The organism is Amycolatopsis sp. cmx-11-51, assembly GCF_047608665.1.
GTDB lineage: Bacteria > Actinomycetota > Actinomycetes > Mycobacteriales > Pseudonocardiaceae > Amycolatopsis.
In genome coordinates, this window is the sequence record NZ_JADNQO010000011.1 from 115,122 (window position 1) to 130,541 (window position 15,420).

General features: G+C 69.4%; 13 protein-coding genes. 8 read left to right on the top strand and 5 right to left on the bottom strand.

Going from position 1 to position 15,420, the window contains the following annotated elements; all coding sequences use genetic code 11:
- Positions 1 to 34: 34 nt before the first annotated feature.
- The 3 genes from gltB (at position 35) to ACM6LU_RS29655 (ending at position 7,277) form a co-directional block, all read left to right on the top strand.
- The gene (gltB, locus tag ACM6LU_RS29645; RefSeq protein WP_414941091.1) at positions 35 to 4,576 is read left to right on the top strand and encodes a glutamate synthase large subunit; all 4,542 of its coding nucleotides are present in this window, start codon (positions 35 to 37) and stop codon (positions 4,574 to 4,576) included.
- The gene (locus tag ACM6LU_RS29650) at positions 4,569 to 6,020 is read left to right on the top strand and encodes a glutamate synthase subunit beta (protein WP_414941092.1); all 1,452 of its coding nucleotides are present in this window, start codon (positions 4,569 to 4,571) and stop codon (positions 6,018 to 6,020) included. The genes gltB and ACM6LU_RS29650 overlap by 8 nt, the downstream gene beginning before the upstream one ends.
- A 471-nt stretch (positions 6,021 to 6,491) precedes the next feature.
- Positions 6,492 to 7,277 (top strand): DeoR/GlpR family DNA-binding transcription regulator, encoded by a 786-nt coding sequence (locus tag ACM6LU_RS29655; RefSeq protein ID WP_414941093.1) that lies wholly within the window; start codon positions 6,492 to 6,494, stop codon positions 7,275 to 7,277.
- Positions 7,278 to 7,357: 80 nt separating this feature from the next.
- Here the strand turns inward: ACM6LU_RS29655 and ACM6LU_RS29660 are convergent, their stop codons facing one another.
- Positions 7,358 to 8,251 (bottom strand): ROK family protein, encoded by an 894-nt coding sequence (locus ACM6LU_RS29660; protein WP_414941191.1) that lies wholly within the window; start codon positions 8,249 to 8,251, stop codon positions 7,358 to 7,360.
- 207 nt (positions 8,252 to 8,458) lie between these two features.
- Here ACM6LU_RS29660 and ACM6LU_RS29665 point away from each other — a divergent pair, with 207 nt between their 5' ends.
- Positions 8,459 to 8,665 carry a CbtB domain-containing protein gene (locus tag ACM6LU_RS29665; protein WP_414941094.1) on the top strand — a complete coding sequence of 69 codons (207 nt, stop codon included), beginning with the start codon at positions 8,459 to 8,461 and terminating at the stop codon, positions 8,663 to 8,665.
- 14 nt (positions 8,666 to 8,679) lie between these two features.
- Complete coding sequence (locus tag ACM6LU_RS29670) at positions 8,680 to 9,432, top strand: CbtA family protein (RefSeq protein WP_414941095.1); 753 nt, start codon at positions 8,680 to 8,682, stop codon at positions 9,430 to 9,432.
- A 20-nt stretch (positions 9,433 to 9,452) separates the two neighbouring features.
- Here the strand turns inward: ACM6LU_RS29670 and ACM6LU_RS29675 are convergent, their stop codons facing one another.
- Positions 9,453 to 10,913: a cobyric acid synthase gene (locus tag ACM6LU_RS29675; RefSeq protein ID WP_414941096.1), complete on the bottom strand. Its 1,461-nt coding sequence runs from the start codon at positions 10,911 to 10,913 to the stop codon at positions 9,453 to 9,455.
- Entirely contained in the window at positions 10,910 to 11,842 is a 933-nt protein-coding gene (locus tag ACM6LU_RS29680; protein ID WP_414941097.1) for a cobalamin biosynthesis protein, read from the bottom strand. The genes ACM6LU_RS29675 and ACM6LU_RS29680 overlap by 4 nt, the downstream gene beginning before the upstream one ends.
- A 36-nt stretch (positions 11,843 to 11,878) precedes the next feature.
- Here ACM6LU_RS29680 and ACM6LU_RS29685 point away from each other — a divergent pair, with 36 nt between their 5' ends.
- The 3 genes from ACM6LU_RS29685 (at position 11,879) to ACM6LU_RS29695 (ending at position 14,309) form a co-directional block, all read left to right on the top strand.
- A complete protein-coding gene (locus ACM6LU_RS29685) occupies positions 11,879 to 12,484 on the top strand; it encodes a bifunctional adenosylcobinamide kinase/adenosylcobinamide-phosphate guanylyltransferase (RefSeq protein WP_414941098.1) in 606 nt (201 codons plus the stop codon).
- A gap of 62 nt (positions 12,485 to 12,546) precedes the next feature.
- Positions 12,547 to 13,566: a nicotinate-nucleotide--dimethylbenzimidazole phosphoribosyltransferase gene (cobT, locus tag ACM6LU_RS29690; RefSeq protein ID WP_414941099.1), complete on the top strand. Its 1,020-nt coding sequence runs from the start codon at positions 12,547 to 12,549 to the stop codon at positions 13,564 to 13,566.
- Positions 13,563 to 14,309 carry an adenosylcobinamide-GDP ribazoletransferase gene (locus tag ACM6LU_RS29695; protein WP_414941100.1) on the top strand — a complete coding sequence of 249 codons (747 nt, stop codon included), beginning with the start codon at positions 13,563 to 13,565 and terminating at the stop codon, positions 14,307 to 14,309. Before cobT ends, ACM6LU_RS29695 begins: the two co-directional genes overlap by 4 nt.
- Positions 14,310 to 14,431: 122 nt before the next feature.
- Here ACM6LU_RS29695 and ACM6LU_RS29700 read toward each other — a convergent pair whose 3' ends face one another.
- Both ACM6LU_RS29700 and ACM6LU_RS29705 read right to left on the bottom strand, forming a co-directional pair.
- Positions 14,432 to 15,055, bottom strand: coding sequence for a hypothetical protein (locus ACM6LU_RS29700; RefSeq protein ID WP_414941101.1), 624 nt, complete (start codon positions 15,053 to 15,055; stop codon positions 14,432 to 14,434).
- Entirely contained in the window at positions 15,052 to 15,246 is a 195-nt protein-coding gene (locus ACM6LU_RS29705; protein WP_414941103.1) for a hypothetical protein, read from the bottom strand. Before ACM6LU_RS29705 ends, ACM6LU_RS29700 begins: the two co-directional genes overlap by 4 nt.
- Positions 15,247 to 15,420: the final 174 nt, after the last annotated feature.

A 15,420-nucleotide genomic window follows, 5' to 3' on the forward strand; every position in this document is an offset into this window, starting at 1 on the left:
CCGGTCGCGCCGACGCCTTGGGAGGCGGCCAGCCGTGACCCACCATGCCAGCAACAAGGGCAGCAAGGCCCCCGAAGGCCTGTATGACCCGGAGTTCGAACATGACGCCTGTGGTGTCGCGTTCGTCGCCGATCTCTCCGGAAAACGCGATCACGGCATCGTCGCCAAAGCGCTGATCACGCTGCGGAACCTGGAACATCGCGGGGCCCGCGGCGCCGACCCGGAAACCGGCGACGGCGCCGGGATCCTGATCCAGGTCCCCGACGAGTTCTATCGCGACGTCGTCGGCTTCGAACTGCCCGAACCCGGTGCGTACGCCGTCGGCACGGCTTTCCTGCCCCAGGACAAAAAACGGCGTGGCCGGGCGATGACCACCATCGAGCGCATCGCCGCCGAAGAAGGCATGCGCGTGCTCGGCTGGCGTGATCTGCCCGTCCACATCGAACACGTCGGCACCGGCGCGGCCGAGACGATGCCGCACTTCAGCCAGCTTTTCCTCGCCGGGCTGCGGGACACGCTTTCGGGCCTGGCGCTGGAGCGCGCCGCGTTCGTCGTGCGCAAACGCGCCGAGCACGAACTGGTCGAGGACGACGTCTACTTCCCGAGCCTGTCCTCACGGACGATCGTCTACAAGGGAATGCTCACCGAGCCGCAGGTCGAGAAGTTCTTCGCCGACCTCACCGACGAGCGCGTCACCAGCGCCATCGGCCTGGTGCACTCCCGGTTCTCCACCAACACCTTCCCGTCGTGGCCGCTGGCGCACCCGTACCGGTACGTCGCCCACAACGGCGAGATCAACACTCTGCGCGGCAACCGCAACTGGATGGACGCGCGCGAGGCGCTGCTCGAGTCCGACCTGATCCCGGGTGACCTCAAGCGGATCTACCCGATCATCACCCGAGGCGCGAGCGACTCCGCGTCCTTCGACGAGGTGCTGGAGCTGCTCCACCTCGGTGGCCGGTCGCTGCCGCACGCGGTGCTGATGATGATCCCCGAGGCCTGGGAGAACCATCAGGAGATGGATCCCGCGCGTCGCGCGTTCTACGAGTTCCACTCGACGCTGATGGAGCCGTGGGACGGCCCCGCGCTGGTGTCCTTCACCGACGGCACCCAGATCGGCGCGGTGCTCGACCGCAACGGCCTGCGCCCTGCCCGGTACTGGGTCACCGAAGACGGCCTCGTCGTCCTCGCCAGCGAGGTCGGCGTGCTGGAGCTGGAGCAGTCCACGATCGTCCGGAAAGGACGGTTGGAGCCGGGCCGCATGTTCCTCGTGGACACTGAGGCCGGCCGGATCGTCGAGGACGAGGAGATCAAGAACGAGCTCGCCACCGAGCACCCGTACGACGAATGGGTCGAGGACGGGCTGCTGCCGCTGGAAGGGCTCCCCGGTCGCGAACGCGAGATCCCGGCGCACGCCGCGCTCGTGCGCCGCCAGCAGGCTTTCGGCTACACCGAAGAGGAACTCGACGTCCTGCTCGAGCCGATGGCCCGCACCGGCGCGGAGCCGATCGGTTCGATGGGCAACGACTCCCCCCTCGCGTCGCTGTCGAGCCGCCCGCGGCTGCTCTTCGACTACTTCATCCAGCTCTTCGCCCAGGTGACCAACCCGCCGCTGGACGCGATCCGCGAGGAACTCGTCACCGCGCTCGGCACCCAGCTTGGCGCGCAGCCGAATCTGCTGAGCGCCGACGCGTCGTCCTGCCGCCGGATCGTGCTGCCGTTCCCGGTGGTGGACAACGACGAGTTCGCGAAGCTGGTGCACGCCAACGACGACGGCGACCTACCCGAGTTCCAGTCGGTCGCCGTACAGGGCACCTACGACGTCCACGGTGGCGGCGAGGCGCTCGTGCGGCGGCTCGACGAGATCCGCGCCGAAGTGTCCGCGGCCATCGCCGAGGGCGCGCGGCTGATCGTGCTGTCCGACCGCGGGATCGACGAAGACCACGCCGGCATCCCATCGCTGCTGCTCACCGGCGCGGTGCACCACCATCTGGTGCGCGAGAAGACCCGCACCCAGGTCGGCCTCATCGTCGAGGCGGGCGACGCGCGCGAGGTCCACCACATCGCACTGCTGATCGGCTACGGCGTCGCCGCGGTGAATCCGTACTTGGCGATGGCGACCGTCGAGGAGATGGCCGACCAGGGCCTGATCGCCGGTGCCACCGCCAAGCAGGCGACCACGAACCTGATCAAGGCGCTGGGCAAGGGCGTGCGGAAGACGATGTCGAAGATGGGAGTGTCCACAGTGGCCTCCTACACCGGCGCGCAGATCTTCGAAGCGGTCGGGCTCGGCGACGAGGTCATCCAGAACTGCTTCGCCGGCACCACTTCCCGCCTCGGCGGCGTCGGATTCGACACGCTGGCGCTGGAAGTCGCCGAACGGCACCGCCGCGCTTTCCCCGCCGACGGGTTCCGCGCGAACCACCGCGAGCTGGAGACCGGCGCGGACTACCAGTGGCGCCGCGAGGGCGAGCCGCACCTGTTCAATCCGCAGACGGTGTTCAAGCTGCAGCACTCCACCCGCGCCGGGAAGTACGAAGTCTTCAAGGAGTACACGAAGTCCGTCGACGACCAGGCGCAGAAGCTGTACACGCTGCGCGGGCTGTTCGACTTCAAGATCGGCCAGCGGCCCGCGGTGCCGATCGAGGAGGTCGAACCGGTCTCCGAGATCGTCAAGCGGTTCGCCACCGGCGCGATCTCGTACGGGTCGATCTCCTCGGAGATGCACGAAACCCTGGCCATCGCGATGAACCGCCTCGGCGGCAAGTCGAACACCGGTGAGGGCGGAGAAGACGCCGCGCGTCTTTACGATCCCGAGCGCCGCAGCGCGGTCAAGCAGGTCGCGAGTGGACGGTTCGGCGTCACCAGTGAGTACCTGGTCAACGCCGACGACATCCAGATCAAGATGGCGCAGGGCGCCAAGCCCGGCGAGGGCGGTCAACTGCCCGGCGCGAAGGTGTACCCGTGGATCGCGAAGACGCGGCACTCCACGCCCGGCGTCGGTCTCATTTCCCCGCCGCCGCACCACGACATCTACTCGATCGAGGACCTGGCGCAGCTGATCCACGACCTCAAGAACGCCAACCCGGCCGCGCGCATCCATGTGAAGCTCGTGTCCGAGGTCGGCGTCGGCACGGTCGCGGCGGGTGTCTCCAAGGCGCACGCGGACGTCGTGCTCATCTCCGGGCACGACGGCGGCACCGGCGCTTCCCCGCTGTCGTCCATCAAGCACGCCGGCGGGCCGTGGGAACTCGGCCTCGCCGAGACACAGCAGACGCTGCTGGTCAACCGGCTGCGTGACCGGATCGTGGTGCAGACCGACGGCCAGCTCAAGACCGGCCGTGACGTCGTCATCGCCGCGTTGCTCGGCGCCGAGGAGTTCGGTTTCGCGACGGCGCCGCTGGTGGTTTCCGGCTGCATCATGATGCGCGTGTGTCACCTCGACACCTGCCCGGTCGGTGTCGCGACGCAGAACCCCAAGCTGCGCGAGAAGTTCAGTGGCAAGGCCGAGTACGTGGTGAACTTCTTCGAGTTCATCGCGCAGGAGGTCCGGGAGTACCTGGCGGAGCTGGGTTTCCGGTCCATCGCCGAGGCCGTCGGCCACGCGGAGATGCTCGACAAGCGCAAGGCGATCGACCACTGGAAGGCCGCCGGGCTCGACCTGTCGCCGATCTTCCACGTACCCGAAATGGCTCCGGCCGGTCTGCGGCACCAGCAGACCGTGCAGGACCACGGCCTGGAGAAGGCGCTCGACAACACGCTGATCCAGCTGGCCGAGGGCGCGCTGTCCGCCGGGGACAAGGTGCGGCTGGAACTGCCGGTCCGCAACGTGAACCGGACCGTCGGCACCATGCTCGGCCACGAGCTCACCAAGCGGTGGGGCGGCGAAGGCCTGCCGGACAACACGATCGACGTCACCTTCACCGGGACCGCGGGCCAGTCGTTCGGCGCGTTCGTGCCGAAGGGCATCACCCTGCGGCTCTACGGTGACGGCAACGACTACGTCGGCAAGGGCCTGTCCGGTGGACGGCTCATCGTGCGGCCGCCCGAGGTGGCGCGGTACAACGCCGAAGAGCAGATCATCGCGGGCAACGTGATCGGTTACGGCGCGACCAGTGGCGAGATCTTCATCCGCGGCAAGGTCGGCGAGCGGTTCTGCGTGCGCAACTCGGGCGCGCTGGCCGTCGTCGAGGGGGTCGGAGACCACGGTTGTGAGTACATGACCGGCGGCCGCGTCGTCGTGCTCGGTAGCGTGGGCCGCAACTTCGCGGCCGGGATGTCGGGCGGCATCGCTTACGTGCTGGACCTGCCCGCGCACCGGGCCAACCCGGAGATGGTCGATATCGACCCGCTGGATTCGTCCGATGTGGACTTCCTGCGTGAGGCGCTCGAAAAGCATTACGACGAAACGGAGTCCGCGGTCGCGCGTGCGCTGCTCGCCGACTGGGACGCCGCGGTCGACCGCTTCGGCAAGGTCATGCCGAAGGACTACAAGCGTGTGCTCGCGGCGCAGGCGAAGGCCGAGCGCGATGGGCGCGATGTGAACGAGGCGATCATGGAGGCCGCACATGGCTGACCCCAAGGGCTTTCTGACCACCACTCGCGAGACGCCGAAGAGCCGTCCCGTCGACCTGCGCCTGATGGACTGGCGCGAGGTGTACGAGGACTTCGCGACGACGAAACTGCAGAAGCAGGCCGGACGCTGCATGGACTGCGGCATCCCGTTCTGTCATCAGGGCTGCCCGCTCGGGAACCTCATTCCCGAGTGGAACACCCTGACCTGGCGCGACGACTGGCGCGAGGCGGCCGAGCGGCTGCACGCGACCAACAATTTCCCGGAGTTCACCGGGACCCTCTGCCCGGCGCCGTGCGAGACGGCGTGTGTGCTCGGGATCAACGACGATCCCGTCACCATCAAGCGGGTCGAGATCTCGATCATCGACCGGGCCTTCGAGGAAGGCTGGGTCACGCCTCAGGAGCCGGTGGCGCGCACCGGCAAGAAGGTGGCCGTGGTCGGGTCCGGCCCGTCGGGACTCGCCGCGGCGCAGCAGCTCACGCGCGCGGGCCACAGTGTCGTGGTCTTCGAGCGGGCCGACAAGATCGGCGGGCTGCTGCGCTACGGCATCCCCGAATTCAAGATGGAGAAGCACCGGCTCGACCGCCGCCTCGACCAGATGCGGGCCGAAGGCACGGAGTTCCGGACCTCGGTGAACGTCGGCGTCGATCTCACCGTCGAGGAACTGAAGTCGTCGTACGACGCCGTGGTCCTCGCCGGTGGCGCGACGGCATGGCGGGATCTGCCGATCGAGGGCCGCGAACATCAGGGCATCTACCAGGCGATGGAGTTCCTGCCGCACGCGAACCGCGTCGCGGCCGGTGAACAGGACGTCTCGCCGATCAGCGCCGAGGGCCTCGACGTCGTCGTCATCGGCGGCGGCGACACCGGCGCGGACTGTGTCGGGACCTCGCACCGCCAGGGCGCGAAGTCGGTGACGCAGCTGGAGATCATGCCGAAGCCGCCGCTTTCGCGCGCCGACGCGCACCCGTGGCCGACGTACCCGATGATCTACCGCGTCTCGTCCGCGCACGAAGAGGGCGGCGAGCGGCTGTACTCGGTCAACACCCAAAGTTTCGCCGCGGACGCGGAGGGGCGCGTTCGGGCGCTGAAGCTGGTCGAGGTGCGCAACGAGGGCGGCAAGTTCGTCCCGGTCGAGGGCACCGAGAAGGAACTCCCCGCGCAGCTGGTGCTGCTCGCGATGGGCTTCGTCGGCCCGGAGCGGGACGGCCTGCTGGAGGCGCTCGACGTCGAGCTGGACCAGCGCGGCAACGTCGCCCGCGACAAGGCGTTCAAGACCAGTGTCGACAACGTGTTCGTGGCCGGGGACATGGGCCGCGGCCAGTCGCTCATCGTGTGGGCGATCGCCGAAGGCCGCTCCGCCGCGGCCGGGGTCGACGCGTTCCTCACCGGACGGGACGTCCTGCCCGCTCCGATCGCCCCCACCGACCGACCGCTTTCTTAGCGGCCCCGCGTTTAGTCCTCTACTTGCGATGGTTGCGCGTGCAACTATCGCAAGTAGAGGACTAATTGCGTGGTGTCATCACGACGGTGGGGACCGGCAAGATCTGCGAGAGCGGCGACTACTTCTTCATGCCGTCGCTCGCCTTCCTGCGCGGACTGGGTGGACTGGGCTGATTCTTTCCCGAACTATGGTCGGTTCCGGTGATCGGGCAGCGGGTTATCCGCTGAACGTCACCGGAATGGACGCAAAATGGATATCAGTTCGGCGTCGACGGCGATAGCCTCCAGGACGGGTCGGCCCTGGGCGTGCCGGTCACCGGGTGGGCACCGGTCACACTGGGGGTGGCCGGCGCCCGCTCTTCCCTTTCTCTCCGACGTCTCAAACCGCCTCTTCCCTCCGCCCGTATCGCGACGCGTAGTACTTTGTCCGGTGCGGTGAGCGACTTATCGCGCTTCGGGGAGGGAGCTGGAGATGAATCGGCATGAACGGCTGACGGCCTTATTGGACATGGTGGGAGAGCGGGAAAAAGTCGACGTCGAAGTCTCCGCTGGAGAACTCGGCGTCTCTCCCGCGACGATCCGCCGGGATCTCGATCACCTCGCCGGCCGCAATCTCGTGGTCCGTACCCGTGGCGGCGCCGTCGCGAGCAACGTCGCCTACGACCTTCCGTTGCGGCACAAGGCCGCGCGCAACGCACCTGAACAGCAACGGATCTCGGCCGCCGCGGCGAGAATGGTCGATCCCGGCATGGTGGTCGGCCTCAACGGCGGCACCACGAGCACCGAAGTGGGCCGGGCGCTCGCCACCCGGCCGGACATGGGCGAGCCGAGCGGCGGCCCGTCGCTCACCGTGGTGACGAACGCGCTCAACATCGCCCACGAACTCGCCGTGCGCCCGAACATCAAGATCGTGGTGACCGGCGGGGTCGCGCGGCAGCAGTCGTTCGACCTGTCCGGGCCGTTGTCCCATCTGTTCCTCGACCAGATCTCGCTGGATCTGGTGTTCCTCGGGGTGGACGCGTTCGACCCGGTGCACGGCGCGCAGGCGCACCACGAAGGCGACGCGAGCACGAACCGGCTGATGGCGGCCCGCGCGCGGCAGGTCGTCGTGCTCGCCGACAGCGGGAAGCTCGGCGGGCACGCCTTCGCGAAGATCTGCGCGACCGGTGATGTCGACGTTCTCGTCACCGACGGCCGCGCGGATCCCGAGCGAGTGCACGCCTTCGAGGAGGAAGGCGTGCGGGTGGTCAAGGCTTGAGCCGGTTGGCCAAGCTGAGAGCGACCCGCGAAACAGGACCAAGCGTGAACCCGCGTCCGCGATCGACGTCGGGTTCGCCATCAGACACTGAGCAGGTCCAGTGCCAGCAGGGCCGCGCCGAGCCTGCCCGCCTCGTCGCCCAGTTGCGCGATCCGCAGCTCCGGCATCCGCTGGAACTGCAGGTTCGCGGTCAGCCAGGCACGGACCGGTTCGAGCACGTAGTCGCCGGCGGTGAACAGGCCGCCGCCGAGCACGACGACCTCCGGTGCGAGCAAGGTGACCAAGGTCTTGATGCCGTGACCGAGTCCGTCGAGGGCGTCGTTGACCACCGAGATCGCGGCCTCGTCGCCGTGCCGCGCGGCGTCGACGACCTTCTCGGCGCCTTCGGCGGGACGTCCGGTGTGCTCGCTGTAGCGGCGGGCGATGGCCGACGCCGAGGAGATCGCCTCAAGGCATCCGGTCGCGCCGCAGCCGCACGGCAGCCGGTGGCCGACGTCGATGTGCCCGATCTCGCCACCCAGCCCACCCGCGGCGTACAACTTCCCGTCGAGCTGGAGCGCGGCCGCGATCCCGGTACCGACCGGGATGAAGGCGGCGTCGGTGCAGTCCTTGCCCGCGCCGACGCGGAACTCCGCGAGCCCGCCCGCGCGGACGTCGTGCCCGAACGCGAACGGCAGCCCCAGCCTGCTGTCGAGCAGCTCGCCGAACGGGACGTTCCGGAAGTCGAGGTTCGCCGAGAACCGCGCCACTCGCTCGACGTCGTCGACGATGCCGGGGATGACCACGCCGACGGCGTCCGGCGTACCGGTGCCCGCCTGCTTGCCCAGGGTTTCCACGATCCGCGCGACCTGGTCCGCGAGCGCCTCGCCGTCCGCTCCGCGCGCCGTCGGCTCGCGCAAGCTGGCCAGGTCTTTCAGATCCGCGTCGTACAGGGCCGCCTTGATGGACGTGCCGCCGACGTCGAGTGCCGCCACCGCAGGTGTCATAGCTGGATTGTCACATTGACCGGACGCTTTGCGGAGACCTACGCTCGACCGGCCAGACGACGGCACCCGGAACGCGGTGAGATTCCGCGCGGTCGCGCCACTGTGACCTCGAACCATCCGGTTCGGGGAAGCCAGACCCGGAGCCGTCGTGTCACCCCTGAAGAGGCCGCGCTAGCCCGAGGAGGTCCCACCGCCATGTCCGAAGCGGTAGCCGCAGTACCCGTCCCGATCCGGATCCCCGTCCGCGAGATCCTGCCCTGGGCGGCGCTCGTCATCCTTCTTTCGCTGATCACGCTGTACTTCATCAGCGCCGAGCAGGGCGCGGTGTCGGTGTTCGCGAACTCGTACGTCCACGAGTTCGTCCACGACGGCCGGCACCTGCTGGCCTTCCCGTGTCATTAGGCGGCACGCGCCCCATGATGAGGTCCTTGCTGGTCCGCGGCATGCTCGCGGGCCTGATCGCCGGTGTGCTGGCGACCCTTTTCGCGTACTTCTTCGGTGAGCCTTCGGTCGAGGCCGCCATCGGACTCGAAGGCAGCGCCGCGCATTCACACAGTGCCCCCGACGCCCACGAGCACCCTCCCGCCGAAGAGGACGAGCTGGTCGCCCGTGGTGTGCAGAGCACTGTCGGCCTGCTTACCGGTGTCGGGCTCTACGGTGTCGCCGTCGGTGGCCTGTTCTCGCTGGCGTTCGCCTTTGTCTACGGACGGATCGGCACGCTCCGGCCTCGGGTGACCGCCGCGCTGCTCACCGCGAGTGCCTTCGTGGTCGTGTTCCTGGTGCCGTTCCTGAAATACCCGGCGAACCCGCCGGCCGTCGGGCAGGCGGGCACGATCGGAAGCCGCACTTCGCTGTACTTCGGCTTCGTCGCGCTTTCACTGCTGATCGGCATCCTCGCCGCGGCGTTCGGCCGGAAACTGGCCGACAAACTCGGCGCCTGGCGTGGCGGGCTGATCGCCGCGGGCGGATACGTCGTGCTGATCGCGGTGGCGGCGGCGCTGCTGCCGTCGATCGACGAGGTCCCCGCCGAGTTCCCCGGTTCCACGCTGTGGAGCTTCCGGCTGGCCTCGGTCGGCACCCAGCTGGTGCTGTGGACCGTACTCGGCCTGACCTTCGGCGCCTTGGCCGAGAAGGTGCTGGGTGAGAAGGCGTTGGCGGGCAAGCGATGAATGGCGCGGACGGTGCTGACTCACGAGGCGCCAGGCGGGACGAAAGGCATCCCCTCCACCGCACCCCGATCCATGAGGCGCAGCAACGCCTGAGTGTCGACGTGGTCCTCGACGGCGTCGGCGAGCCGGTCGAGCATGCTCTCCCGCAGCGTGCCGAACCCCTGCGCCCCGGGGGTAGGTGACCAGTCCGCCACTTCGCCGAGCCAGGCACGGCGGAAGCCGTCGTTCTCGAAGGCGCCGTGCCACATCGTGCCCCACACCGACCCCCGCCGATGTCCATCCAAAAAGGACTCGGCGGGGCCGGTGGCCGACACGGCGCCGTGGTGGATCTCGTACGCTTCCACGGGTTGACCTCGCCATTCGCCCGACGGCCGGGCCAGCACCTTGTCGGCACCGAACGAGACACGCGTCGGCAGCAGGCCGAGGCCGGGGACCGTTCCGGCGCCGGACTCGACGTCGTCCTCGATCTCGGCGGCCAGCATCTGATAGCCACCGCAGATCCCCAGCACCGGACGACCGGCCTCGGCCCGCGCCTGCACAGCGGCGGCCAGACCACGGGCACGTAACCACGCCAGGTCGTCCACCGTGGCACGGGAACCCGGCAGGATCACCACGTCGGCGGAAAGGACCGTGTCCGGATCAGCCGTCAGCGCGACCGAGACACCGGGCTCGGCAGCGAGCGCGTCCACGTCGGTCGCGTTGGAGGCGCGGGGGAACCGCACGACAGCGACCCGCAGGGATCCACCGGTCGCGCCCCAGCCCGCGGCGGCCAGCGCGTCCTCCGAGTCGATCCACACCTGGTCGAGCCAGGGCAGCACGCCGAAGACCTCACGGCCGGTGAGCTTCTCCAGCGTCTCCAGTCCCGGCCGCAACAGGCCGACGTCGCCGCGGAACTTGTTGACCAGCCAACCCGAAACCAGCGCCTGGTCTTCGGCGGACAGCAGAGCGAGGGTGCCGAACATCGCGGCCATGACCCCGCCGCGGTCGATGTCGCCGACGACGACCACGGGCAGGCCGAACCGCCGCGCCAGCCCCATGTTGACGTAGTCGCCCTCGCGCAGGTTGATCTCGGCCGGGCTGCCCGCGCCTTCACAGAGCACGACGTCGAATCGCCGTCGCAGTGAGGCGAAGGTGTCGAAGGCGATCTCGGCGAGCCCGGCCCGGCCGGTCGCGTACTCCCCCGCTTCCAGGGTGCCGAACGGTTTCCCGAGCGCGACGACGTGGCTGCGGCGGTCACTCCCTGGTTTCAGCAGCACCGGGTTCATCGCGGCTTCGGGTTCGACGCGGGCCGCGCGTGCTTGCAACCATTGCGCGCGGCCGATCTCGGCGCCGTCCGCGCACACCATCGAGTTGTTCGACATGTTCTGGGACTTGAACGGCGCGACCCGCACGCCCCGGCGCGCGAGCCAGCGGCACAACGCGGCGGTGACCAGGCTCTTGCCCGCGTCCGACGTCGTCCCCGCGACGAGGAGGCCGTTCACCGCGTGACCGCCACCGCGACGGCGAGCGCGGCGAGACCGACCGCTCTCGACAACCGGACCGCGCGACGCACGTCCACCGGTTCCGGGTCACGGCCGTCGCCGAGCACGCCGCGGCGTTCGGTGCGGCCGCCGTAGCTGTTCGTCCCGCCCAGCCGGATCCCGAGCGCGCCCGCGAAGGCCGCCTCGACCTGGCCCGCGTTGGGGCTCGGGTGGTGCTTCCCGTCGCGACGCCAGCTCCGGAACGCGGATTTGGCGAAGCCGCCCGCCAGCGGCGCCGACGCCACGGTCAGCGCCGCGCCGACGCGGGACGGGACCAGGTTGGCCAAATCGTCCGCCCTGGCCGACGCCCAGCCGAACCGGGAATAACGCGGCGAGCGGTAGCCGACCATCGCGTCCAGGGTGTTGAGCGCCCGGTAACCCAGCAGACCGGGGATCCCGGCGACCGCTCCCCACAGCAACGGCGCGACGACGGCGTCCGAAGTGTTCTCGGCGAGGGACTCGGTGGTCGCGCGCGCGAGTTGCCCGGCGTCGAGGCCGGTGGCGTCACGGGCGCACAGGTGCGAGAGCCGCTGCCGCGCGCCGGGCAGATCGCCGTCGTCGAGCAGCCTGGCCATGCGTGTGCCCTCGGCCGCGAGCCCTCGCCCGCCCAGAACCACCCAGGTGGACGCCGCCGTGAGCGCGAATCGCGCGAAAGGCCGCTTTCGGGTCAAGAGCTGGGCAGCGACACCCATTCCGGTGACGGTCCCCGCGCAGACGGCGGTGTACGCCGCGCCCCGCACCTTCGAATCAGCCCAAACCCGCTGTTCAAGGGCTTGCGCGGCGCGGCCGAAGCCGGCGACCGGATGTCCTCGTCGTGGATCTCCGAACACGGCGTCGGCGACGTAACCGGTAACGAGTCCGGCTGCGGTGGCGGCTTGTCGGAGTGGCACGTGGCGAACCGTAGCGCGTGCACGAGAATGCGAGGTATGACCAAGCTGACGCATCGCCTCGCGGGGGTTCTGGAGACGCTCGCGCGGGCACTTCGCCGCTACTCGCGCGACGACGGCAAGGTGCTGATACTGGGCGGCGTCCGCTCCGGGAAGTCGCACCACGCCGAACGGCTCGCGTCCCGCCACCCGCACCTGACCTATGTCGCGCCCGGCCTGCCGCCGAGCGCCGACGATCCCGAATGGGCCGCTCGTGTGGCCGCGCACCGCGCGCGGCGGCCGAGCACCTGGAAGACGATCGAGACCACCGACCTGGCCACGGTGCTGCGCACGGCGACGCATCCGCTGCTCATCGACTGCCTCGGCACCTGGATCGCCCGCGTGCTCGACGAGGTCGGCGCCTGGGACCAGAAGAAGGGCTGGGAACGGCGGCTCGACGACCGGCTGGAGGATTTCCTGGCGGCGTGGGAGCAGGCGAGCGTGCCGGTGATCGCGGTCAGCAACGAGGTCGGCAGCGGTGTGGTGCCTCCGGCGGTGTCCGGCCGGGTGTTCCGTGATGTGCTGGGCGCGGTGAACAACCGGGTGTCCGCCGTCTCCGACCGGACCGTGCTGGTCGTCGCCGGGCGGATGCTCGACCTGTCTTAGGAAGCCTGTCGGCGGAGCCCCATCGCGGACGCGGGTTCACCAACAGCCACAGAGGAGCCGCCATGCGTTTCGCCATCCCCGCCCCGGACGCCGCCTCCGGGGCCGCCGCGCGCACCAGACTGGACGGCCTTGTCAAGCCACTGGGCTCACTCGGGCGGCTCGAAGACCTGGCCGCGTGGCTCAGCGCCGCGCACGGGGTCGTGCCGCCGCGGCCACTCGACGACGTCCGGGTGGTCGTGTTCGCCGGGGACCACGGGGTTTCCGGTATGTCGGCGTATCCACGTGAGGTCACCGCGGCCATGGTCCGGGTGTTCCTGGCCGGGAAGAGCGGCGTCGGCGTGCTGGCCGGGCTGGCCGGGGCGAAGGTGCGGGCGCTGGACATCGCGGTGGACTGGGACGGCGCGGACGTACCCGCCGAGGTCGTCGCGCACAAGGTGCGGCGGGGTTCCGGCTCGATCGACGTCGAGGACGCGCTGTCCGAAGGCGAGGCGCGGACGGCGTTCGGCCACGGGCTCGCGATCGCGGACGAGGAGATCGACGGCGGCGCGGATCTGCTCATCCCCGGCGACATGGGGATCGGCAACACGACGATCTGCGCGGCCGTGGTCGCCGCGGTACTCGGCCTGGCGGCGGAGGACGTCGTCGGCACGGGCACCGGGATCGATGAGGACGGGCGAGCACGGAAGGTCGCCGTCGTCGAAGCCGCGCTCCAGCGAGCTGGCGAGGTGAAGGACCCCTTCGCGTTGCTGACCGCGTTAGGCAGCGCATGTCTCGCCGCGACGGCGGGTTTTCTCGTGCAAGCCGCCGTTCGCGGTGTGCCGGTGGTACTCGACGGCGTGTTCTCCGGTGCCGCGGCACTCGTCGCACGGGGGATCGCACCGGGTGCTGAACAGTGGTGGCTCGCCGGACATCGCTCGACAGAGCCTTCACAGGCGTACGCGTTGCAGGCACTCGACCTGGAGCCGATCCTCGACCTCGGGCTGCGGCTCGGCGAAGGCAGCGGCGCCGTGCAGGCGGTGCCGACGCTGAGGGCGGCACGGGCGATCCTCGCGGACATGGGTCTGTTGGCGGACCTCACTTGATCCTGGACGCGCTGAAGATGGCCGTCGGCACCCTGACCACCGTCCGGGTTCCGGCGCCGGGCGTGATCGACAAGCGCGTGGCGGGCGGCGCGATGGTGCTTGCAGCCTTGGCTGCCGTGCCTCTCGCGGCTTTCGCTTCCCTCCTCGTCTTCTTGGGGGATCTGGTCGGCCTGCCGGCTTTCGCGTCGGCGGCCTTGGCCCTCGGCGCGGTGGCGCTGGGCAGCCGCGGGCTTCACTTGGACGGTCTCGCGGACACGGCCGACGGGCTCGGCGCTTCGTACGACCGCGCGCGGGCACTCGACGTCATGCGCCGCGGGGACTCCGGGCCGACCGGGATCGCGACCCTGGTGCTGGTGCTGCTCGTACAGACCGGAGCACTGGCGGGGGCGATCGCGGCCGGGCACGGGATCGCGACGGCCGCGATCGCGGTCCTCGCCGGACGCGGCGTGCTGTCCCTGTGCTGCGCGCGTGGCGTCCCCTCGGCGCGGCCCGAAGGACTGGGCGCGACCGTCGCCGGTTCGGTGCCGAGATGGGCGGCCGCGGTGGTGTTCGCCGTACTCGCGGGTGCGGCTGCGCTGGTGTTTCCGTGGTGGCAGGGCCTGATCGCGGTGATACTCGGCTACCTGGCCGCGTCGGCGTTGCTGGCGCGGTGCGTCCAGCGGCTGGGCGGGGTCACCGGGGACGTGCTCGGGGGCTGTGTCGAGGTCGCCGTCGCGGGAGTTCTGCTGGCTTTGTCGTTTTGAGGACCGACCGTGGGGATTTCGGGACGTTGGATGAGCAGAATCCAGACGGTCCCGCAGAACCGGTCCGATCGCGACAGCCCGGGCAGCGACACCTTGGCGCGTTCCGAGGAGGTGAACCCGGCTCAAGCGGTTTGCTCGGCCGCCTTCAGCTTCTCGTCGATTTCCGGAAGCCAGTAGCACAGTTCGAGAGTCTTCATCCCCGCCCAGAGCGCGAGTTTGCGGCCCTGCGAAACCAGCGTGAGCGACGAGATCAGAAGCAGGACCGCCGTTCCGGCGGCGATGAACGGATGCTTGCCCGCGAAGATCTCGACGACCGCGGCGACCGCGCCGAACAGCAGTGGCGGCGCGCAGTTGCGCACCATGAGGCCGGACGCGCGCAGCCGCGTGACGTCGACCGCGATCTCCTTGTCGTGCAGTTGCAAAGCACACAGCAGAAGATGCTGGTTCTGGTACACGAAGGCGCGGTCCTTGGCCGAAGGCAGGCGACGGAGGAACTCTTCGGAGAGGACCCTCTGACGACGGCGTGGCACGATCCGCTCCATAGCCTCACCGAGGGGATAGGCCAGATAGCCCAACAGGAAACTCAGCACCACGATCACGACGACCACCACCACGGTGGGCACGCCACCGAGGCTCGCCGCGGTCAGGATATGCAGTTTCATCCCGAGGTAGCCGAAGAACGCGACGTAGAGCGCGCCGGGGATGGTGTAGGCGAAGAGATCGAAGACGCCGATCACGAAGTTCACCGGCCCATCCAACCACTTGCCTTGAGAAAGCCCAAAGATCGCGCACGAGTTTCGCACCGCCGGCCCACCCCGGCGGGGACGTCGCAGCCCAGGTGATGGTCGGCGGTTTGGTCGCCGGACATGTCAGGCGGCCCGAAGACCGTGGTGCCCTTGACCTGGAGGACGGCGTCGTCTCGAGTGGTGGTGTCCATGACGGGACCTCCTGACTCTTTGTTTGACACAGGTTCGAAGCACATCTTGGACTTCTCGTACGCGGCCGAGGTACGGATCACCAAGCAGAGGTTTTCGGAGAACTAGCGCGCCCCGCGCCGTTATCCCTGCCGCTTCGGCTCTGGAACGCGAGGGGCCCGACATCCCTGTGCACA